The 21,673-nt window shown below is 71.0% G+C and carries 11 protein-coding genes; 3 read left to right on the plus strand and 8 right to left on the minus strand.

Translation table 11 applies throughout. The features are described 5' to 3' along the window. Position 1: 1 nt before the first annotated feature. From AC16DP_RS47405 to AC16DP_RS47425, 5 genes are all read right to left on the minus strand, one after another. The gene (locus AC16DP_RS47405; protein WP_329729054.1) at positions 2-1,360 is read right to left on the minus strand and encodes an ABC transporter substrate-binding protein; all 1,359 of its coding nucleotides are present in this window, start codon (positions 1,358-1,360) and stop codon (positions 2-4) included. Between the two features lie 320 nt (positions 1,361-1,680). Further along, positions 1,681-2,409, minus strand: coding sequence for a 4'-phosphopantetheinyl transferase family protein (locus AC16DP_RS47410; protein WP_329729055.1), 729 nt, complete (start codon positions 2,407-2,409; stop codon positions 1,681-1,683). Further along, positions 2,396-7,777, minus strand: coding sequence for an SDR family NAD(P)-dependent oxidoreductase (locus AC16DP_RS47415; RefSeq protein WP_329729056.1), 5,382 nt, complete (start codon positions 7,775-7,777; stop codon positions 2,396-2,398). Before AC16DP_RS47415 ends, AC16DP_RS47410 begins: the two co-directional genes overlap by 14 nt. Next, positions 7,774-8,724, minus strand: coding sequence for a hotdog family protein (locus AC16DP_RS47420; protein ID WP_329729057.1), 951 nt, complete (start codon positions 8,722-8,724; stop codon positions 7,774-7,776). The genes AC16DP_RS47415 and AC16DP_RS47420 overlap by 4 nt, the downstream gene beginning before the upstream one ends. Positions 8,725-8,727: 3 nt before the next feature. Further along, positions 8,728-14,007, minus strand: coding sequence for a polyketide synthase (locus tag AC16DP_RS47425; protein WP_329729058.1), 5,280 nt, complete (start codon positions 14,005-14,007; stop codon positions 8,728-8,730). A 403-nt stretch (positions 14,008-14,410) separates the two neighbouring features. Here AC16DP_RS47425 and gspG point away from each other — a divergent pair, with 403 nt between their 5' ends. Continuing rightward, positions 14,411-14,842, plus strand: coding sequence for a type II secretion system major pseudopilin GspG (gspG, locus tag AC16DP_RS47430; protein ID WP_329729059.1), 432 nt, complete (start codon positions 14,411-14,413; stop codon positions 14,840-14,842). A 102-nt stretch (positions 14,843-14,944) separates the two neighbouring features. After that, positions 14,945-15,349 carry a DUF5335 domain-containing protein gene (locus AC16DP_RS47435; protein ID WP_329729060.1) on the plus strand — a complete coding sequence of 135 codons (405 nt, stop codon included), beginning with the start codon at positions 14,945-14,947 and terminating at the stop codon, positions 15,347-15,349. A gap of 78 nt (positions 15,350-15,427) precedes the next feature. On the opposite strand, the gene AC16DP_RS47440 is transcribed toward AC16DP_RS47435, so the two are convergent. The 3 genes from AC16DP_RS47440 to AC16DP_RS47450 all read right to left on the minus strand — a co-directional run bounded on the left by AC16DP_RS47440 (position 15,428) and on the right by AC16DP_RS47450 (position 19,584). Then, entirely contained in the window at positions 15,428-16,834 is a 1,407-nt protein-coding gene (locus AC16DP_RS47440; protein ID WP_329729061.1) for an ABC transporter substrate-binding protein, read from the minus strand. Next, positions 16,834-17,652: an outer membrane protein assembly factor BamD gene (locus AC16DP_RS47445; RefSeq protein ID WP_329729062.1), complete on the minus strand. Its 819-nt coding sequence runs from the start codon at positions 17,650-17,652 to the stop codon at positions 16,834-16,836. The genes AC16DP_RS47440 and AC16DP_RS47445 overlap by 1 nt, the downstream gene beginning before the upstream one ends. A gap of 138 nt (positions 17,653-17,790) precedes the next feature. Further along, positions 17,791-19,584: a phosphoenolpyruvate carboxykinase (GTP) gene (locus AC16DP_RS47450; RefSeq protein WP_329729063.1), complete on the minus strand. Its 1,794-nt coding sequence runs from the start codon at positions 19,582-19,584 to the stop codon at positions 17,791-17,793. A gap of 229 nt (positions 19,585-19,813) precedes the next feature. Here AC16DP_RS47450 and AC16DP_RS47455 point away from each other — a divergent pair, with 229 nt between their 5' ends. Further along, on the plus strand, positions 19,814-21,670 hold the full coding sequence (locus tag AC16DP_RS47455; protein ID WP_329729064.1) for an SLC13 family permease: 1,857 nt from the start codon (positions 19,814-19,816) through the stop codon (positions 21,668-21,670). The last annotated feature ends 3 nt before the right edge of the window (positions 21,671-21,673 follow it).

Raw genomic sequence — 21,673 nt, forward strand, 5'->3', positions numbered from 1 at the left:
TTCAGTCTCCCGTGGCGCTCGGGGCGAACAGCGCTTCCGCCCGCTGTTGTGCCTGGGCAGCCGCCTGCTCGGGGGGGAGCAGACCCAGGAGCATGTCGTGGTAGGTGGTGCCGAGGATCTCCGCGAGCTGGGGCCACTGCGGCACGGCGGGGCGCATCCAGTCCTGGAGCTGGCCGGCCCGGGAGAGCTGGTCCACCACGGAGAACACCGGGTAGCGGTGGATGAGCTCGGGGTCGCGCAGCAGGCTCTTGCGCGGCATGCCGCCGCTGCCGTGGTGGGCCAGCACCTTCAACACCTGCCGTGAGGTGAGCCAGCGGAGCATGCGCCAGGCCAGCTCCTGGCGGGGGCCGATGTTGGCGGGGATGCCCAGGCTCCAGGTCCCCATGGGCGTCACCGGCGCGGCTCCGGGAGCATGGGGCGCCGCCGCGTAGCCGATCTTCCCCGCCACGGCGGAGGAGGGCGCCTCCTCCACGAGCCAGGCGCGGGCGCCCCACTCGTACGTCATCGCCGCCTGGCCCTGGGCGATGCGGCGCGGGCGCTGATCCCACGCGGTATTGACGACATCCGGCGGTGACACCTTCAGCAGCTCGAGCGCGAAGCGGGCCGCCGCCACGCCCCGGGGCGTGTCCAGCGTGGGCCGGCCCTGCTCGTCCAGCAGCGGCTGGCCGAAGGCGGCATAGAAGTGGGCCATCTGCTGGCCGAAGGCCTGGCCCCGCTGTCCATTCCAGACGAGGCCATATTGCCCGGCTTCCGGCCGGTGGTAGTGCCGCGCCACCCGGAGCAGCTCGTCGGTGGTGCGCGGCGGCTGCAGCCCGTCCGCGGCGAGCAGGTCCTTGCGGTACCACAGCAGCTCCGGGTGCGGCTGGATGGGCAGGCCCAATTGCCGGGTGTGGTAGCGGCTCTGCGTGTACGCGATGTCCAGGAAGTCCTCGGGCTCCACCTGGGCGCCCGCCTGGGAGATCCACGTCTCCAGCGGCAGCAGCACGCCCAGCTGGCCGTACTCGCCCGTCCACACCACATCGAAGCTGACGATGTCGTACGCGCTGACCTGGTCCTGGGCGTTGCGCAGGGTCAGCCGCCGCACGTCGTCGTAACCCACCACCTCGAGCTCGAGCCGGCCCCCGGCGAGCTGCTCCAGCTCGGGGGCGGCCTCCTGGAGGGCCAGCGCGAAGGGATCTCCGACGAGCAGCAGCCGCACGGTCTCTCCGCCCAGCACCGAGCCGCCCGAGTCCGCGGCGGTGCTCGAGGTGGGCGGGGGCGTGGCGCGGGTGGAGAGCAGGAGCGCGAGCACCACGCCGGCTCCGGCGACCGCGGCCAACACCAGCTTCGGACGGATGGGAGGACGCGCGTTGGCATGCATGCCGGGACTGTAGAGCCGTTGCCCTGGACGTGGTAGCCGGAAACCTTGTTTTCCCGGGTGGGGCGCGGGGAGCGCCTCGGGGGAATCCTGAAAGCCAGCCACCCTGTCTGGGAATGACGAGGCATTGAAGCCGGGTGACGCCGCGCTGCTTCGTCATCGCAGCGTCAACGCGCCGTCAAAGCGCATGAAGTGGAACAGGAATCATGGCCATCCGGTGGCAACCGTTGTGCGGGGCGCGGCTGCTGCGCCGGAGCACCCAGGGGCCCGCGGGAGCGTGTCGCGGAAGTGGACGTCTGGTTGGCGTCCCACAGGCACACGCGTCACTGAAGCCGGCCCCCGCGGCGTCGCGCGTCTGGGACGAGCCCGGCGAGGCCCAGCACCCCCCCGGCCCGCCACGCCACCAGGAGCGCGGTCAGTGCCGGGGGCGGCTCCCCGAGTCCCGGGGGAAGCTCCCACGTGTCGAGCGTCACCCGCAGGGACAGTGCGTCCCCCCCGGCGTGGAGCAGCACCGGCCGCAGCGCCACCTTCTGCAGGGGCGCGCGCAGCCCCACGCCCCACACCTTGAGCACCGCCTCCTTCAGGGCCCACGCCGCGGTCACCGGGTCCAGGTGTCCCGCGCACAGGGGCACGTAGCCCGCGAGCTCGCCCGGCGCGAAGGCCTCCTCCAGGAAGGCCGCGCCTGCCTCCACCCGCTGCTCCAGGTCCACGCCCAGCGCGCCTCCGCGCGACACCGCCGCCACCGCCAGCTCCCCGCTGTGGGAGATGGAGAGCGCGAGCCCGTGCCCCGGTGAGAAGAAGGGCCTGCCGGCGTCCGGCCCGTCCTCGCGCGCCGTCACCTCCGCGCGCGCCTCGGGCTCCAGCAACGCGAGCGCCCGGTGCGCGGCGAGCCGGCCCGCCACGAACTCCCGCCGCCGCTTGTCCGTCCTGCACCGGGCGAGCCCCTCGCGCTCCAGGGGCGAGAGCGAGGCGTCGTCCTCCCGCCCCACCTCGCCCCAGCCGAGCACCACCTCCCGGCCGCCGGGCAGCCGCAGCCGCTCAGCCCTCCGCACTCCGGCGCTCTCCCCGGCGCAGCCGGCGGAACCACAGCCCCGTGCCTCCCAGCAGCAGGGCGCCGTCCTCGCCACGCACCTCGAAGTCGTAGAGGACGTCATCGCCCTCCACCTTCACCATCCTCGCCTTCACGTGCCCGGACTCGCCCAGGCGCCGCTGCCGCCCGCGCACCAGCTGCTCCACGCCCATGGGCACGGAGACGAGGTTGTTGTGGTGGCCGTCCCAGTTGGCCGCCACCTGGAAGGCGGCGTCGAGCAACAGCGGATCCAACTGGAAGCGCGGCCGCGCCACGTGGGTGAAGATCTCCCGCTGCCGCGGGGCGCGGATGATGCCCTCCACCTCCGTCTCGCCGACGTACACCCACTCGGCGCGGCAGAAGAGCGGGCCGAGGTACAGCGGCTCCTTGGCCAGGTGGAAGATGGAGCGCGCGCGCGAGCCCGGCAGCGCCTCCGGCAGCTTGCCGTTGCCCGGCTCGTGGCGCGGCGGCGGCCCGAGCACGTAGATGCCCTGCTGATGGATGCGGCGCTGCGTCTGGTCCGAGCGGCCGCCCAGCGCCAGGTCGCTGGCGGACTCGACGTAGAGCGTCATCTCGTCGCCCTGCTGCTTGAGCACCCGGGCGGTGAGGGTGATGTGGACGGGCTTGCCCTTGGAGCCGTGCGGGGCCTTGAAGAACTTGAGCGGCGTTTCAATCCGCAGGTTCTCCGCGCGCAGCACCGCCAGGTCCGGCCGGAAGAGGGCGGCGGCCTCGCCGAGCATCTCGAAGCCGAACGTGCCCGGCATGATGGGCACCGAGTCCAGCTGGTGCTGGAGCACGAAGGGGTCCGTGTTCAGGTCGAACGTCCGCGTGGCCACCAGCGTCTCCGCCCCGTGCTGCTCCACGCAGTCGATCATCGGGTAGTCGGAGGGCACGAGCAGGAAGCCGCGGTCGTCGTAGACGGTGCGCGCGTCCGGGCCGTCCGCGGAGGCGCCGAGGAAGGGCCACTCGCGGAAGAGGCGCTCCTCGAAGATGGCCACCTCGCGCTCGGTGCGGCCGAGCAGCAGCTCGTTGATGAACCAGTACGAGCCCTCGGCCGGGGTGATGTACGAGACGCCGGTGCCGCGCACCACCTCGGGGTTGCGGGCGGCGGCGCCCACGCTGTCCCACGCCGTCCAGTCGATGGTGACGCAGCGCATGTGCGGGCGCGCCCGGTGCGCGTACGCCATGGCGCACTTGCTCATCAAGTCGTTGGCGGCGCTGTAGTCCGTCTGGCCCTTGTTGCCGAAGCGGCCCGCGCCGGAGCCGAAGCACATCATCAGCTTCAGGTCATCGCGCCGCGTGGCCTCCAGCAGGTTGATGAGGCCCAGCACCTTCACCTCCATGGTGGCGGCGACGAAGCCCGGCGTCTTGTCCGGCAGGCTCTTGGAGGCCTCGACCATGGCCCCGTGGACGATGCCGTCGATGTGGCCGTGGTACTCGCGCACCCGGTCCACCATGGCGCGCACGTCCGCGGCGTTGCGGAAGTCACACGTCTCGTACTCGATGGGCAGGCCCTGGGCGTAGACCTCCTGCAGGTTGCGCCACAGCTCGCGCGCCCGCTCGTAGGGCTCGAAGGCCTCCTTGAACTTCACCGGCGTGAGGGTGGGGTCCGCCTTCTTGCGGCGGATCATCTCCTCCTTGCGGAAGGTCTCGAAGTCGTTGTCGTCCAGCGCCAGGTAGGGCTCGTCCCCCGTGGGGGCCGGGGTGCGCCCGGTGACGATGACCTTGGGGCCCAGCCGCGCCACCGCCTTGGCCACCTCGAAGACGGCCCCGCGCCCGCCGCCCGAGAAGAGCAGCACCCAGCTCGGGTCCACCCGGCGCAGCACCTGGGTGCCCTCCTGGGGGAAGTCCGCCCGGCGCAGGCCCACCACGAAGCGGCGGCTGGCCATGTAGCCGATTTCCGTCCGGTCGCTGCCCTCCTCCAGCTCGCGGGCCACCGTCTCGGCCACCACCCAGTGCGAGGCGCGCGGCTCGAAGTCGATCGTCTTGATGACCGCGCCGGGCAGCTCCTGCTTCAGCCCCTTGAGGAAGCCGGCCATGGAGCCGCCCATCACGTTGCCGCCATCCCCCACGAAGCCGAAGTCGCCTCCCATGGAGGTGACGGCCACGTAGCAGGCGGTGCGCCCCTTCGCGTCCCGCAGGCGCTCGTACATGGCGCGGCCGGTGCCGTGCCAGCGCGCGGTGGTCTCCGCCATCCTCCGCCCGAAGCGCGCGCTGCCCAGCGTGAGGAAGTACTCCACCGGCCCGAAGGCGCCCAGGTCGATGACACCGTCGGCTCCGCCCAGCTCCTCGCTGGCGCGGCGCACCCGGCGCTCCACTTCCATGGCATCCGTGATGCCCGCCACCGACACCGTGGCCACGCGCACGCCCTTGCCCAGCAGCAGGCGGCTGAAGGCGGCCACCAGGCCCGGCTCGTCTCCCACGAGCAGCAGCTTCTTGCCCTGCAGCTGGTAGCGCTTCTCCGAGGAGAGCGACAGCGGCACCAGGTCCACGCGCCAGCGCTGCGCGGACAGGCCACGGCTGGGGATGGGGTAGCTGGCCGTGGCGCTCAGCGGATCCGCCGTCCACGGCTTGCTGTGGGCGTTGTCGTGCTCCTCGAGGATGACGTGGTAGTTGGAGCCGCCCAGGCCGAAGGCGCTCACTCCCGCGTAGCGCCGGCCCTCGCGGGGCACGGGCCACGGGCGGCCCTCCAGCGACAGGGAGATGGGCAGCCGGTCGAAGGGGATGTCCGCCTTGGGGAACTCGCCGCCGTTCATGGGCGGCAGGAAGTGCTCGCTCACCGCGAAGGCCGTCTTGATGATGCCCAGCAGGCCGGAGGCCGACGAGGTGTGGCCGATCTGCGACTTGAGCGTGCCCATGGGCACCGGGTTGTCGCGGCCGCGCGACTGGTAGGCCTCGCCGTAGGCGTCCGCCTCCGTCTTGTCGCCCACCTTCGTACCCGGGCCGTGCGCCTCGAGCAGGCCGATCTGATCCGCCCGCACGCGCGAGTCCTGCAGCGCGCGCTCCACCGCCCGCGCCTGTCCCTTGGGGTTGGGGGTGAGCAGGGTGGTGCCGCGCCCGTCACTGGAGAAGCCGATGCCGGAGATGACGGCGAGGATCTTGTCCTTCGACGCCTCCGCGTCCTCCAGCCGCTTGAGCACCACCGCGCCGGCGCCCTCGGCCGGCACGAAGCCGTCCGCGCGATCATCGAAGGGGAAGGTGCCTCGCGGGGACAGGAAGCCGAGCACCGCCAGCGAGGCGGAGTACTCGGGTACGAGGTTGAAGGCCACGCCGCCGGCCACCACGATGTCGGCCTCGCGGTTGGCCAGCGACATCATCGCCGTGTGCACCGCGGCCAGGGAGCTGGCGCAGGCCGCGTCCACCATCAGCACGCCGCCGGTGAAGTCGTGGATGGCCGCCAGCCGCGCCGCCACGGGCAGGCTGGAGTAGTACTGGGACGTGTTCTCATCCAGCGGGGGCAGCTTGCCCACCACGCGCTGGCGGACCGCGTCGAGCAGCGCGGCCACCTGCTCGGCGGACAGGCCCTGGGCCCGGAGGGCCTCGGACGCCATGGACAGGTAGCGCTCCAGGACGAAGCGCAGCTCGGTCTCGAACTCCTTGGCGCGCACCGGCAGCTGGCCCACCACCACCTGCACGCGCCGCCCGTTCCACATCCCGGGCTCGTAGCCGGCCTGTCCGAGCGCCTCTTCCGCCGCCTTGACGAAGAGGGGCACGGCCGGATCCAGCGCCGCGGCCTGGTTGGGCGGCAGCCGGAGCCAGCGCGCATCCGGCGAGGGCAGATCCACCGTACCGGCCAGCCGGGGCACCATCTCCTTGGGCCCCATGAGCGCGCCCAGCAGGTGCTGGGCATCGAAGCGCGAGGTGGGCAGGTCTCCAATGGCATCCGCCTTGGAGACGACGTTGGTCCACAGCGCCTGCGAGTCCGGCGCGCCCGGGGCGATGGCGCCCATGCCGACGATGGCGAACTTCTGGTTGGGCGGACGCACCGGGCGGATGTCCGCCCACGTCTCGTGGGACGGCGCGGGCCCGAGCAGCGCGTGGTAGGCGATGTTGCTCCACCCCAGAGAGCTGACGCCCACGTAGCTGCGCGGCGTCAGCTTCATGGGCCGGGTGAGGCACTCCAGCGAGCCCTCCGTCCCGTGGCGCGGCGAGGTGAGGCCGGCCACGGGCGCGCGCACGCCTCCGTGCAGCGACAGCGCCGCGCGCATCACCGAGACGAGCCCGCTGGCCGCCTGTTGGAAGCCCACCTGCGGGGCCGCGGTGGAGAAGGTGAGGGGCTCGGTGCGCGTGGCGTTGAGCGCGGCCTTGAGGCCGATGAGCTCCTGATCCTCCAGGCCGGGGACACCGCACGCCTGCAGCTCCACGTGCCGCACCAGCTCCGCCTCGATGCCGGCCATGTCCAGGCAGGCGCGCGCGGCCTTGTCCACCATGCGCGACAGCCGCGAGAGGCCCTGCTTGAGGTTCACCTCGGCGCTGACGCCGTGCAGGACGGCGTAGATGCGCTGCTTGTCCGCCAGCGCGTCGTCCAGCCGGCACAGCACCAGGGCCACGGCGCCCTCGCCGGGCAGCGTGCCCGCGGAGCGCCCATCCAGCGAGAGCAGCTCCTGCTCGGCCAGCCAGCCGCGCGCGGAGAGCATGCCGAAGGAGGAGGGGCTGAGCAGCGGGGACACCGCGCCCACCACCGCCACGTCACAGTGGCCGAGCTGCAGCGACAACGAGGCGAACTTCAGCGCCGCCAGCGAGGAGGCCGTGCCCGCGTCGATGGCCAGGTGCCCGCCGCGCGTGTCCAGCAGGCCGGAGAGGCGGCCGGCCACGATGGTGGCCGTGGTGGGCACGGACTCGGGGGTGATGGGCGGGGCGTGCTGCGCGATGTAGCCATCCACCGCCTCCAGCAGGCGGGCCTGGTCACCGCGGCCCTGGAGGAGGGCGGACAGGTGCTCGCGGAACTCCGGCGAGCGGATGCGCACCGTCTGGTCCACCTTCACGTCCACGCCCAGGCCGGTGGCGCCCAGGTAGATGGCGCAGCGGCCACCGGGGCTCTTGTCGGGGCCATAGCCCGCGTCCTGCGTCGCCTGGAGCAGCGTCAGGTGCAGCAGCCGCTCCATGCGGTGCATCTTCTCCACCTGGTTGGGCGGCAGGCGGAACTGCTTCCAGTCCTTGCCCTCCTCGGGAGCGAAACCGCCCACCAGCGGATGGCGCAGGCCGAGCCCGGCGCCCCACTCCGCGGGGGCCCGTGTCAGGGCACGCATCCCCTCCAGGGACTGGTTCATGAAGCGCGACGGGGAGTCGGCGCCGGGCAGGCGGCACCCGAGCCCGATGATGGCCAGAGGGATGTGCGTGGAGGAGGTCATCGCGGAGAGAGGCTCTTGACGAATGACTGCCAGGCGAGGCGGGGAAGGGTGGGGGCGACGTCCTCGGTGGGCAGCGAGGCCATGCCGATGCCTCGCAGCTCGAGCACGGGGATGCCGTCCTGGCCCAGGAGGTGGGCGTCGAAGGAGGCCAGCCCGCCGCTGGCACCGCACAGGCGGGCGTCACACATGAGGCGCTCGTCGCGCCGGGGCATGCGGAACCAGGTGGCCTCGGAGATGGCCATCTCGCGCGAGCCCTCGCCGGAGAAGGCGTACCAGAGCCACTTCACCATGTGCAGCGCGCCCTCCATGGCGGCGGGCGCCACCTGGATGCGGCTGGCGGGCAGCACCTTGGACAACACGCGCGGGTGGACGAGCCCCCCCTGGATGCGGCCCAGCTCGCACAGCCGGGCCCAGGAGATGACCTGGAGCGACTCGGGCACATCTCCCTGTCCGCCCGCGGAGGTGTAGAGCTGCCGGCCGTTCTGGAGATTCTCCGAGCGGGGGGCCAGCATCTGCTGCTGCTGGGGCCAGGGCGCGGGCCCGTACGCGTGGGCGAACTGGAGCACGGCGCGGCAGACGGGGATGGGCTCCTCGGAGGCCTCCTCGTGTCCCGCGCTGGCGCCGGTGTTCACCACTTCCATCGACAGGAAGACCGACACCTCTCCATCGCCCTCGCGGCGGGCACGCCCCACCAGCCGCGCGGCGGACGAGGGCTGGGAGGAGCGCAGGAACCAGCGCACGTCCCTCATCCCCACCAGCACGCGGTCCGGGTACACGAGCGCGCCCACCTCGGCCAGGAACTCCAGCTCCATCGAGGCGGGCAGCGGCCGCATCTCCTCGTCGAGCTCCCGCGGCAGGTGCACGTCGCGCTTGGCGACCGCGCTCTCGCCGCGGAAGACCTCGGAGACATCCTCCAGCAGCGGGTATTGGGAGGTATCGGGCTGCACGGTTCAGTGACCCTTCACGAGCTGCTGGGCGAGCTCGCTCAGCGTGCGGACCGGCTCCGTCTCCGGCGTGGCGACGCCCAGGCGCGAGGACATCGCCTCGGCCAGCTTGCGCACCTCGCCGTCCTTCAGCCCGGCGGCCTGCCGGAGATCCATGGAGAGGAGCGCTTCGCGGACGGAGCGCGGCCCGTTCCCATTGGCGCGCTTCGCGGGCGGCTCGGCGGCGGTGGCGGGAGCGGGGGCGGCGGACCGGGTGGAGGCGGCGGACGTGGCCGCGGCCAGCTGCTGCGCGCGCTCGACGATGTGCTCAATCACCTTGCGCAGGGTGTTGAAGTCACGCAGGGAGCGGCTGGGGTCGCGCGTGACGCCGAAGGCCTCGCGGGTGCGCGCGAAGATGTCCACCTGCTTGACGGTGTCGATGCCGAGGTCCGCCTCGAGGTCGAGGTCGAGCTCCAGCATGTCCTCCGGGTAGCCCGTCTTCTCCACCACGTTGCGCAGCAGCACCTCGCGCACCTGCTCGAAGAGATCCAACGAGGCGGCGATGGTGGAGGTGGGCATCGCCGGGGCGGCGGCAGGGGCCGGAGTGGGGGGCGGAGCCGCCGGAGCGGGCCGGGCCGCCACGGGGGCGGGGGCCGGGGCGGGCGCGGAGGCCGGGGCGGCGGCGGCACCCGTGGCGATGATGCGCTCGACGATGTGGTCGACGACCTTCTGCAGCGTGTTGAAGTCGCGCAGGGCGCGGCTGGGGTCCCGCGTGACGCCGAAGGCCTCGCGGGTGCGCGCGAAGATGTCCACCTGCTTGACGGTGTCGATGCCGAGATCCGCCTCGAGATCGAGGTTCATCTCCAGCATGTCCTCCGGGTAGCCCGTCTTGGCCACCACGGTGTCCAGCAGGACGCGGCGCACCTCCTCCTCCAGGGCGATGCTCTTCTGCACCGTGGTCACCTGCGGGGCGGCCGCGGCGGGCTCGGCCACGGGCGCCTTCGTGGCGGCGGGGGCCGCGGTCTGGCCCGTGCGCAGCTGTTCCACGAGCGCGACGATGGCGTCGAACGTGCGCAGGTTCTCCGGCTGGGCCACGGAGGCGTCCACGCCGAACTCGCGTCCCAGGGCGATGGCCACCTTCAAGGCGGTGGCGGGCTCGAGCACTCCCTCGAGCGGCAGCTGCAGCAGCGCCTGCTCCACCTCGACCACGGCGCCCGCGGCATCCTCCGAGAGCTGGCCGACGCCATTCACGAATGAATATCCCACCACGCGCTTGAACTGTTCCATGTCACCTACCTTGGGATGAATCGATGCGATGGCGCCATGCTGCCGGCCCTTGAGGATCTCCCGGGTGAACTGGGTGAGAGACCACTTGGGCCCGGCCTCGATGAAGATGCGGGCGCCCTGCGCGTGGGCCTCGCCGATGGCCTGGCGCAGACGCACGGGCTCGACGAACTGGCTGGTCAGGAACGCCGGGTACTCCCGCAGCGGCCGGCCGCCGTACTCCGCCGCGTCGATGGTGGAGATGAGGCGCACCGTGGGGGCGTGGAACGTCAGCCCCTCCAGCACCTTCTGGTAGGCGGGGCGCGCCGCGCCGATGAGCTCCGAGTGGTAGCCGTGGGAGACGGCGAGCACGGTGCACTCGATGCCCTGCGCGGTGCAGCGCTCCACCAGGCCGGGCAGGGCGTTGCGATCCGCGGACACGATGCAGGCGCGCGGCCCGTTGTCCGCCGCGAGGGTGGCGTAGCCGGGCAGGCCCTCGATGAGGGAGGGCACCTGCTCGGAGGGGCACGCGAGCGCGGCCATCTGCCCGGGATCCTCGGTGGGCATCTCCAGCACGGCCACGGTGCGCGAGTGGATGGCGTGCAGGCCCTCCTCCAGGGAGAGGCTGCCCGCGGTCACCAGCGCCGCCAGCTCGCCCGCGCTCTGGCCGATGACCATGTCCGCGTGGATGCCATGGGCCTTCAGCAGCCGGTAGAGGGCCACGTTGACCAGGAAGACGGCCGCGTGGATGTCCTCGTCGTTCTGCCGGTAGTTCTTCGGATCCTCCGTGTAGAAGCTGCTCGTCAGCGTGCGGCCGGTGAGGCGCAGGTAGACGCGGTCCGCCTCCTCCAGCGTCCGGGCCACCACGGGGTAGGCGCGGGCGAGCGGGCGCAGCATGTTGGCGTACTGGCCGCCCTGGCCGGGGAAGGTGATGGCCACCTTGGCGCCGCGCAGGGGCGCGTCCGGGCCCGCCGCGAAGATGCCGGACTGGCCCAGCGGCTCTGGGTCACCACCGGCGTCCAGCGTCTTGCGCAGGAAGTCGCGCTTCTTGCGCAGCTCCTCGCGGGTGCGCGCGGTGATGGCCACGCGCCAGGGGCCCTCGGGCGTGTGGCGCGTGTCCTCCAGCGGGCCCTGCTGCTCGCACAGGGCGTTGAGCTGCTCCAGGCACGCGCGCGCGTCCGCGCCCGCCACCGCGACGAGCTTCGGGTCTCCCTCCGCCGGCTCGCCCTCCTTCTTGCCCGGAGCCGAGGGCGGCCCCTTGTACTCCTCGAGGATGGCGTGGAAGTTGGAGCCGCCGACGCCGAAGGAGCTGACACCGGCGCGGCGCGGGGCGCCACCGGCGGGGGCGGGCCACTCGCGGTTGTCCGTCACCACCTCGACGCCCTGGGGAATCTTCGGGTTGCGCGGCTCGCTCTTGAGGGAGCGGGGGATGACGCGCTCCTGCATGGCGCGGGTGACCTTGATCATCCCGGCCGCGCCGGCCGCGGCGTTGAGGTGGCCGATGTTGGACTTCACCGAGCCGATGAGGATGGGGCGGGTGCGGCCCTCGCTGCTGTAGGCGTTGTGGGTGGACTTCGTCTCCACCACGTCCCCCAGCGCGGTGCCGGTGCCGTGGCACTCCACGTAGTCCACGCTGGCGGGGGGCAGGTTGGCGGAGGCCAGGGCGCGGCGCATGGCGAGCGTCTCACCCATCTCGCTGGGGGGCAGCACGGAGCGGCCCTTGCCGTCGCTGGAGCCGGCGATGGAGCGGATGACGGCGTGGATGCGGTCCTTGTCGCGCTCGGCGTCGGACAGGCGCTTGACCACGAGGATGCCCGCGCCCTCGCCGGGGACGAAGCCGTCGGCCTGGGCGTTGAAGGGCTGGCTGCCCTTGGCGGACAGGGCGTTGAAGCGGCAGCCGGCGATGTAGAACTCGGGGGACATGTCGGCCCACACGCCGCCGGTGAGTACCACGTCCGCCTCGCGATGCTGCAGCAGCTTCCAGGCGCCGTGGAGCGCGGCCAGCGAGCTGGCACAGGCCGAGTCCATCACCATGTGCGGCCCGTGGAAGTCGTAGAGCGCGGAGATGCGGCCGGCGTTGAGGCTGCCCAGGTAGCCGGTGAGGCTGTCCTCGCTGATGGGCGGCAGGCCCGCCTTGTAGCGCTCCTCCGCGTTGCGCAGGATGGCCAGGCGCAGCTCCTCGGGCAGGCCGGACTTCTCCATCGTCTCGCGCAGCTCCCGGGCGAACTCGGCCCAGCGCACGCGCGTGTCGGCGAGGAACTTGATGCCCTGGTACGGCAGGAAGCCCAGCGCCAGGGCCACCCTGTCCCGGTCCCACTTGTCCGGCGAGTACCCCGCGTCCTTCAGCGCCTGCTCGGTGCTCAGCAGCGTCACCACGTGCGAGGGGTCCAACGAGGCCCAGGCCGCGGGCGGAATCCGCATCTCCATCGTCGGAGTGGGCAGCTCGTCCAGCCAGCAGCCCAGCTTCGTGTACGTGCGATCCTTGCGATCCGGGTGGTGGTAGCGCTCCACCTTCCAGCGATCCTTGGGCACCTCGCGCGTGGCGTCGTGGCCCTCGAGCAGCCGCTTCCAGAGCGACTCGATGTTGGGGGCGCCGGGGAACATGCCGCCCATGCCCACGATGGCCAGCGGCTCGGCCTGGCGGCGGCGGGGGGCGGCCTTGCGCTCGGTGCCGGGCTGCCAGGCCTCCAGCACCGCGTGGAAGTTGTTGCCGCCGAAGCTGAAGGAGCTGACGGCCGCGCGCGGCAGGGTGCCGGCGCGGAACGGCTGCGCCTTGCGCGGAATGAAGAAGGGCGTGCGCTCCAGCTCCAGCTTGGGGTTGATGCGCTCCACGCCCGGCTGGGGCGGAATCTGCCCGTGGTGCAGCGCGAGCACGGCCTTGAGCAGGCCGGCGCCGCCCGCGCCCGCGCGCAGGTGGCCGATGTTGGCCTTCACCGAGCCGAGCGCGATGGAGCCCGCCGCGCCCGAGTACACGCTGGCCAGCGCCTGCACCTCGCTGACGTCACCCACCGGCGTGCCCGTGGCATGGCACTCCACGTACTGCACGGAGTCCGGCCCCAGGCCCGCGTCCTCGAGCGCGCGGCGCATGGCCAGCGCCTGGCCCTCGCGCCGGGGCGCCACCAGCGACTTGCCCCGCCCGTCCGACGAGCCGCCCACGCCGCGCAGCACCGCGTAGATGGTTTCCCCGTCCCGCTCCGCGTCCTCCAGCCGCTTGAGGGCGAACAGCGTCACGCCCTCGCCCAGCAGCGTGCCGTCACACTCGTCCGAGAAGGGCCTCACGTGGCCCTTGTGCGACAGCCCCCCCAGCTTGGAGAAGGCGATGAACTCCAGCGGCGTCAGCATCTCGCTCACGCCACCGGCCACCGCCAGGTCGAACTCGCCGTCGCGCAGCCCGCGCACCGCCAGGTCCAACGCCGCCAGCGAGGACGAGTACCCCGCGTCCACCGAGTAGTGCAGTCCCTTGAGATCGAACTGCATGTTGATGCGGCCCACGGCCACGCTGGCCGAGGAGCCCACCACGTTGTCGTCGCTGCACTCCTTGAGGCGCGAGCGCAGCCGCTGGGCGGTGACCTCGAGCACCTCCTGCTGCCGGGTGCCAGGCAGCGCGCGGAACTCGTCCGTGGCGCGCACGGCGTCCAGCATGTCCTCCAGGCGGATGTGCATGCCGCTGTCGCGCTGCCAGCCGAGGCTGGTGGCGCCGAGGATGATGCCGGTGGTGTCCCGGGGCAGCACCCGCACCTCGGAGAGCGCCTGGGTGCCCGCCTCCAGGACCATCCACTGGAAGGGGTTGACCTGCTGGGCGTCCGCGGGGGTGACCTTGTACTTGCGCCAGTCGAAGACGAAGTCGTGGATGAAGCCGCCCAGCTCCGCATGCGCCCGGTCCGGCATGGTGCGGTCCGGGTGGAAGTAGAGCGAGTGGTCCCATGCGCGCGAGGGCACCTTCGAGAGGGACACCCTGCCCGTGGAAACGCTGGCCCAGAAGTCGGAAACGCGAAGGGCGTTCGGCAGGACGCAGCCCAATCCTACCACGGCGATGGCATCCATACAGGTTCTCTCTGTAGACCGGGCCGAACCCAGGAGGGGGGATCCTGCTTGGGCGATGACCTCGGGGAGGACAATCCTACCACGCGGCTCGTGCCGTGGAGGGGGATGTGAAGGCGTACATGACCAGCCTGGGTGGCGAGCACGGCCCAGGGAAGTGGGCTGGCTGGCCGCCTGGAGGGCGATCATCCGGGCTTTGTTGACCGGGAGCGCACTCTCCTCCACTGGCATTGACGGCTTGTCAGGGCGCTCCCCCGCCGCGCGGACACGCTGGCGCGCCGGTGCCGCCCGGCTCCGCTCCGCCACGCCGCGCTTCCCTCGGGAGCGCCCGCGTCATGGCGCCGGGCGCGGGGGTTGCACAAGCAGCCCGGTGGCCTGACGGAAGGCCACACGCGAGGAGAATGACATGAGCCAGAAGAAGAGCACGCGCAGCACGCGCCGCCGCCAGCGCGGCATGACCCTCATCGAGATCATGGTGGTGATCACCATCCTCGGCCTCATCATGGCCGCGGTGGGCGTGGCCGTCATCCCTCGATTGGAGGAGGCCAAGCGGGACACCGCGCGCCTGGACATCGCCAACCTCCAGAACGCGCTCAAGCTCTACTACGCCAAGAAGGGCAAGTTCCCCGACACGAGCACCGGCCTGCGCGCGCTGGTGGAGACGCAGACGTTGGAGCAGATGCCCAGGGACCCGTGGGGCAACGAGTACGTGTACCTCAACGAGGGTGGCAAGCCCGTCATCACCGCCTATGGCGCGGACGGCTCGCCGGGCGGAGAGGGCGCGGACGCGGACGTGTCCTCGCGCGACCTGCGGAAGGACGCGGTGGCGAACCGGTAGCCGGTGGTGCGGCCAGACGGGGAACCGCCATGCCACCGGCACGCGGCCGCGGGCATCGCGCGTGCGTCGCCGGACCTACCTTCCTGGGTGCGGAGGTAGGTCATGGGACGAACGATCGAGATTCCGAGGGAGACCTGGGCCGTCTATTTCGACAACCTCAACAAGCGGGCGCTGAGTGAGCCCGTCCGCATCGAGGTGGAGAACCGGGACATCGGCGACCAGGAGCTGACGCGCAGGCTTCCCCTGAGGGGGATCGACCTGGAGACGAAGGGCTCCGAGGCGGGGAACATCGAGGTGACGGTGGGCGATGAGCGCCGGGAGCTCACGCACCAGATCGACAACGCGGTGCGCGTGTACCTCGAGGTGGATGACGACGGGAACATCGACTGCTTGGAGATCGAGGACGGGGACAACGGCAAGACGCTCGTCTTCTTCGAGGGGAGCGGGGTGCCGGCCCAGTTCCAGCCGGGCTCCACGGGCTTCGAGGAGTCCGCCCCGAGTTCATGAGGAGACTCGAGGAGCGGAGCCCCTGAGTGGCCGTCTCCCCCGCCCCCGCATGCTCGCGGGCGGGGGGCTGCCCTTGTGCTAGGGAGGTGGCTCGAGGTTGGACGCGATGGTCACGAAGTCCGTGTCGCCCACCTGCCACAGCTCCACGGGGGCGCGCGCCTCGCCATTGGCATCGAAGTTCAGCGGGCCGCTGGCGCCCTCGATGTTGACGCTCCGGCCCGCGGCCAGCTCCGCCGCGAGGTAGGTGAAGTTGGAGTTGGTGAGCTGGGTGTTGGTGCTGCTCGCGCCGCTGGAGACGCGCATCAGCGCCTCGGCGATCTTCGCTCCCGTCACCGCGTTGCTGGTGCTCAGGGAGTAGGACGCGCCCAGGGCCAGCAGGTACATGGCGTCATAGGCGTTGGAGGTATAGGCGTACGCGGCCGGATCCTTCTTGTACTTGTCGGTGAAGCGCGCGCTGAAGGTGTTGAAGGCCTGGCCCGTGCCCTGGGCCGGGGCCGTACCGTAGAAGCCCCGGGCCTGCGCTGCCGCCAGCGCGTCCGCCAGCACGGCCTTGTCCTTCACGCTGTCGGAGAAGAACCAGCGGTGGCCGTTCTCCCGCTTGAGGTTGGTCCGGTTGGCGGCCTCCTTGAGGATGGCCTTCACGTCATCCGCGAAGCCGATCAGCACGGTGACGTCCGGGTCGTACGTCATGTCGAGCGAGTCCAGCACGGCCTTCACGTCGCCGCCGCGCTGGTAGAGGAAGGGCCGGTTGGCCACCCGTGTCGGGCCGGTGCTCAGCTGCTCGGAGATGATGTTGGAGAGGCCCTGGCCATAGGTATCCTCGACATAGAGGATGCCCACCTTGGCCGGAGCGCCGAAGCGGCTGTCCGAGCGCAGCAGGTTCGCGATGACACTGCCCTGGATGGCATCCGAGGGCGAGGTGCGCCACAGCAGGCCCACCGGGCCGCCGTTGGTGTCCGGCTTCGCGGTGAGCTCCGGCGAGGAGGCGCTGTAGCTCATGGTGAGCACGCCCGCGGGGATCGCCACATCCGCCGCCGCGATCGTCTGGCTGCTGCCAGCCGTCAGCACCGCCGCCACCTTCTTTTCCTTCACCAGCCACCGGGCCTGCTCCTCGGCGACGTCCTTGCTGCTCCCGGTGTCGCAGAAGTACAGGGCGATCTTCTTTCCGTTCAGCGTCCGCTGGTTGACCTCCTCCAGCGCGAGCAGTGCGGCGTTGAAGCCCTGGACGTCGGACTCGTCCTCGCTGGCTCCTGGCTCCGGGCTGGTGTGGATGGGGAAGAGGCCGCCCATCCGGATGGCATCGGCGTCGGTGGAACCGTAGGGCTCGACCTGGCAGCCGGCGGGCAGGGGCATGCAGACCCGTTCCGTGCACACCTGCGCCTCCAGGCAGTCCGCGCTCGTCTCACACTCGAGCCCGGGCGCCACGATGAAGCTGCACCCGGTGGCCAGCACCGACATCACTCCCGTCAAGAACAGCGCGCGCATCAGAAGTTCACCTCCACACCGGCCCCGGTCCCCCGGGGCGCAGATGTCAGCCGGACCTTGCCGGGTTTCGTCACGGGCTCCTTGGGGTAGAGCAGGACGGCGGCCACCGCGCCCACCAGGCCCACCCCGAAGCCGATGTCCGCCACCAGCGCGTTGCTCCGGGTGGCGCTCTTCGCCGCCAGCTTCTGGTCCAGCTCCGTGGCGGAGTTGAACGCGGTGCGCGAGTTGTTGGCCTGAACCCCGAAGAAGGCCCCCACCCCCGCGCTCGCCAGCGCCACGCCGCCCAGGGCGATGGACGTCACCTGCATGCGCTTGCGCGAGGCCTGTGCCTCCTCGTACGCCACCTTCAGCCGCTGCTGGTTGGCCTCGTCGGTGAGCCGGGCCTCGGCCCGCTCGGCCTCCGCCCGCTTCCTGGCCTCCTCGGCCTCCGCGCGCAGCCGTTTGCGCTCGGCCTCCGCCGCCGCCGTCGCCTTCTCCTCCTTCTCCTTCTGCAGCCGCAGCCGGTCGATGGACAGGCGCGAGCGCTTGCGCAGCTGTGCGTCCTCTCCGTCCGTCAGGTACCTCTCGTAGTAGGAGATGGCCTCCGTCTCCTTGCCGGCCTGATCGTACGCGCGGGCGATGTTGTAGAGGATGCGCGTGTCCGGCAGGGACTCGCTCGCCTTCTCCAGCAGCGCCGCGGCCTCCAGGTACTTCTTCTGGTCGTAGAGCCGCTCGGCCTGCTTGATGAGCTCCTTGGGGTTGCGCGAGCCACCCCGCTGGGCATGGGCGGGGGCGGGCGCGAACAGGAAGGCCGCCAATAAAACCAAGACCAATCGCATGGTTGCGGAGCCTACTCCTGAACTCCCCGCCGGGCGAAGAGGGTCCGGAAGAACGGGGGGGCCGGAAAAACGGCGGGGCCGCCCCACCTGGTGGCGGGACGGCCCCGGAAGACGGCGGGCCCTCCACGGGCCGGTGGCTCAGCTGCCCAGGCGCGAGATGAGCAGCTTGCGCTGCAGCGTGAGCGCCTCGGGGGCCTTGAGGCCCAGGGACTCGAAGAAGGGCTCCTGGCTCTTGAGCTCGGTCTTCCACTCGTCCTCCTTGATGGAGGTGACCTCGCTGACGGCCTCCGGGGACAGGTCCAGGCCCTTGAGGTTGAGGCCCTGGTCGGAGCGCGGCACCCAGCCCAGCAGCGTCTCCTCGGTGGGGACGCGGCCGTGGACGCGGTTCACGATCCACTCGAGCACGCGCATGTTCTCGCCGAAGCCCGGCCAGATGAACTTGCCGTTCTTGTCCTGGCGGAACCAGTTGACCTGGAAGATCTTCGGCGGGTGGGTGATCTTCTTCTGCATGTCCAGCCAGTGCTGGAGGTAGTCACCCATGTGGTAGCCGCAGAAGGGCAGCATGGCCATGGGGTCGCGCCGCACCACGCCCACCTTGCCGGTGGCGGCGGCGGTGGTCTCGCTGCCCATGGTGGCGCCGAGGAACACGCCGTGGGTCCAGTTGAAGGCCTGGAGCACCAGCGGGACGGTGTTGGAGCGGCGGCCGCCGAAGATGAGGGCGGAGATGGGCACGCCCATGGGATCGTTGGCCTTGGGGCTGAGGACCGGGTTGTTGGAGGCGGGCGCGGTGAAGCGGCTGTTGGGGTGCGCGGCCTTCTCGGTGCTGCCCTTCTTCCAGGGGCGGCCCTGCCAGTCGGTGAGCTCCTCGGGGACCTCGCCGTCCATGCCCTCCCACCACACGTCACCATCGGCCGTCATGGCCACGTTGGTGAAGATGGTGTCCCTGGCCACGGAGGCCATGGCGTTGGGGTTGCTCTTGTAGTTGGTGCCGGGGGCCACGCCGAAGTAGCCGGCCTCGGGGTTGATGGCCCACAGGCGCCCGTCCGGACCCACGCGCATCCAGGCGATGTCGTCGCCCACGGTCTCGATCTTCCAGCCCTCGTACTCCTTGGGCGGGATCATCATGGCGAAGTTCGTCTTGCCGCACGCGGACGGGAAGGCCGCCGCCACGTAGGTGGTCTCACCCTTGGGGCTGGTGACGCCCAGAATCAGCATGTGCTCGGCCAGCCAGCCCTCGTGCTCGCCGAGGTAGCTGCCGATGCGCAGCGCGAGGCATTTCTTGCCCAGCAGCACGTTGCCGCCATATCCGCTGCCGAAGCTCCAGATGGTGTTGTCCTGGGGGAAGTGGCAGATGTAGCGGCGGTCCGGGTTGAGATCTCCCGTGCTGTGCAGACCGCGGTTGAAGTCGTTGGAGTCGCCGAGCATGTCCAGCGCGGCCTTCCCCATGCGGGTCATGATCCGCATGTTGAGCGCGACATAGACGCTGTCGGTGAGCTCCACGCCAATCTTGGCGTAGGGGCTGCCCAGCGGGCCCATGACGTAGGGCACCACGTACAGGGTGCGGCCCTTCATGCAGCCGGTGAACAGGTGGGTGAGCTTGGTGTAGGCCGCCTCGGGCTCCATCCAGTTGTTGGTGGGGCCGGCGTCCTCCTTGTTGGTGGTGCAGATGAACGTGAGGTGCTCCACGCGCGCCACGTCGTTGGGGTTGGAGCGGTGCAGGTAGCAGCCCGGCCGCTTCTGCTGGTTGAGCGGGATGAGGATGCCCTCCTTCACCGCCATGTCGGTGAAGCGCTTCTTCTCCTCCTCGGAACCGTCACACCAGACGATGCTGTCCGGCTGGGTCATCTGCGCCATCTTGGCTACCCAGGCCAGCAGCTCCGCGTTCTTCGTGGGAGCAGTGCCCTGGAGCGCCGCGTTGTGGGTCGAAGCCATTCGCTTGTCTCCTCAGTTGGTGGGCGAACCTTCCCGGGAGGCCCCTGTAAAAGCAACAACCGCCCCGGGTGAAGACCGTCCCGGCGCTGCCACGTTCCTTCAATTTCACTTATTGAACCCCCACTATTCAGTAGAAGACGTTCGAGAAGTACAGGCTCTCGGCTAGCGGACGTTCGGAGCGGAAGGGGTCTCACCTCCGGGCACACGAGTCCGCACGTTGGGGGCGTCCATGACCATCGTCATCGTGCTGGGCATCGTGCTGGTTGCCCTGGTGCTCTTCTCCATTGATGTCGTACCCATCGAGGTCAGCTCGCTGGTCATCGTGTGTCTGCTGGCGGTCACCCGGGTGCTGACGCCCGAGCAGGCCTTCGAGGGATTCAGCAACGACACGGTCATCTTCATCTTCACGCTGCTGGCGATGACGGAGGGGCTGGCCAGTACGGGCGTGGTGCACCTGGTCGGGCAGCGGCTCGCTTTCTTCGCGCGCTTCGGGCACCAGACGTTCGTGCTGGCGATGATGGTGGTGGTGGCGGTGTTCTCCTCCATCGTGTCCAACACGGTGACGACGGCGGCCTTCCTGCCGGTGGCCATTGGCGCGGCGCAGCGCGCCAAGGTGCCCAAGAGCAAGGTGCTGCTGCCGCTGGCGTACGCCTCCATGCTGGGGGGCATGGTGTTCCTGTACGGCACGTCCACCAACCTGGTGGCGTCCGCGGCCTTCCCGCGCTTCGGGCTGGAGCCCATCGGGGTGGCGGAGCTGTCGCCGGTGGGGTTTCCGGTGGCGGTGCTGGGCATCCTCGTGGTGGTGCTGCTGGGGCCGGTGTTGCTGCCGGCGCGGGTGGGCAAGGGCACGGTGGCCGACTGGTCCCTGCGCGACTACCTCACCGAGGCGGAGCTGCCGCCGGACTCGCGCTACGCGGGCAAGGCGCTGGCGGAGATCACCGAGGGCCTGGGGCTGCGCGTCATCGGGCTGGTGCGCGAGGGGCAGTCGCAGCCGGCGGTCCCCACGTACCGGCTGGTGGGGGACGAGCGGCTCATCATCGAGGGCAACCGCGAGGACATCCTGCGGGTGAAGGACTTGAGGGGCATCGAGATCCGCCCGGACATGCGGTTGTCGGACACGGACTTGAGGCCCCAGGACACGCTGCTGGTGGAGGCGACGGTGCCCACGGGCAGCCCGCTCATCGGCCGCAGCCTGAAGGAGACGCTCTTCCTGGAGCGCTACGGCCTGGTGGCGCTGGCGCTGCACCGCAAGCCCGCCATCCAACGGCTGACGAAGCTGCAGATGCTGGGGCGGCTCTTCGGAGGGCAGTCGCTGTCCTCGCTGCCGTTGTCGGCCGGTGACGTGCTGCTGCTGCGCGGCCCGCGGGAGAAGGTCCAGGAGCTGTCGGACGGCGTCAACCTGCTCATCCTGGGGGACGTGGCGTACCAGCCGCCGCGCTACGGCAAGTCACTGCTGGCGGTGGTGCTCTTCCTGGGGGCGCTCGCGGCGGGCACCTTCAAGGTGATGCCGCTGTCGGTGGCGGGGCTGGCGGGGATGCTGGCGATGATCGCCACCGGGTGCGTGGACGCGCGGCGGGCCTTCCGCGTGGACTGGCGCGTGGTGCTGCTCATCGGCTCCATGCTGGCGCTCGGCGTGGCCATGGAGGAGAGCGGGGCGGGCAGGTTCCTCGGCACCCACGCGGCGCGGCTCGGCGAGTACGGAGGTCCGCGCCTGGTGCTGCTCCTGATGATGGCGCTCACCATCATCCTGTCCGCGCCCATGAGCAACCAGGCCGCCGCGCTGGTGATTCTGCCGGTGGCGGTGGGCGCGGCCACGAAGCTGGGCGTGGACCCGCGGCCCTTCGCCATTGGCGTGACGCTGGCGGCCAGCTGCTCCTTCATCACGCCGCTCGAGCCGAGCTGCGTGCTGGTGTACGGCCCGGGCCACTACCGCTTCACCGACTTCTTCCGGCTGGGCACGCCCCTGACGGCGCTGCTGCTCGCCTTCCTGGTGGCGGTGGTGCCCCTGGTGTGGCCCTTCCACAAGGCCGGGTCCGAGCCGGCTCGCGCCCGGGAGCCGGTGAGCGAGCGCATGGCGCCACGGTGAGAG

The sequence above is a fragment of the Archangium sp. genome (genome assembly GCF_057119385.1).

Coding starts and splice junctions, on each gene's coding strand:
- AC16DP_RS47405 (WP_329729054.1), bottom strand. CDS start 1,360: ATGCATGCCAACGCGCGTCCTCCCATCCGTCCGAAGCTGGTGTTGGCC.
- AC16DP_RS47415 (WP_329729056.1), bottom strand. CDS start 7,777: ATGACCTCCTCCACGCACATCCCTCTGGCCATCATCGGGCTCGGGTGC.
- AC16DP_RS47425 (WP_329729058.1), bottom strand. CDS start 14,007: ATGGATGCCATCGCCGTGGTAGGATTGGGCTGCGTCCTGCCGAACGCC.
- gspG (WP_329729059.1), top strand. CDS start 14,411: ATGAGCCAGAAGAAGAGCACGCGCAGCACGCGCCGCCGCCAGCGCGGC.
- AC16DP_RS47435 (WP_329729060.1), top strand. CDS start 14,945: ATGGGACGAACGATCGAGATTCCGAGGGAGACCTGGGCCGTCTATTTC.
- AC16DP_RS47440 (WP_329729061.1), bottom strand. CDS start 16,834: ATGCGCGCGCTGTTCTTGACGGGAGTGATGTCGGTGCTGGCCACCGGG.
- AC16DP_RS47445 (WP_329729062.1), bottom strand. CDS start 17,652: ATGCGATTGGTCTTGGTTTTATTGGCGGCCTTCCTGTTCGCGCCCGCC.
- AC16DP_RS47450 (WP_329729063.1), bottom strand. CDS start 19,584: ATGGCTTCGACCCACAACGCGGCGCTCCAGGGCACTGCTCCCACGAAG.
- AC16DP_RS47455 (WP_329729064.1), top strand. CDS start 19,814: ATGACCATCGTCATCGTGCTGGGCATCGTGCTGGTTGCCCTGGTGCTC.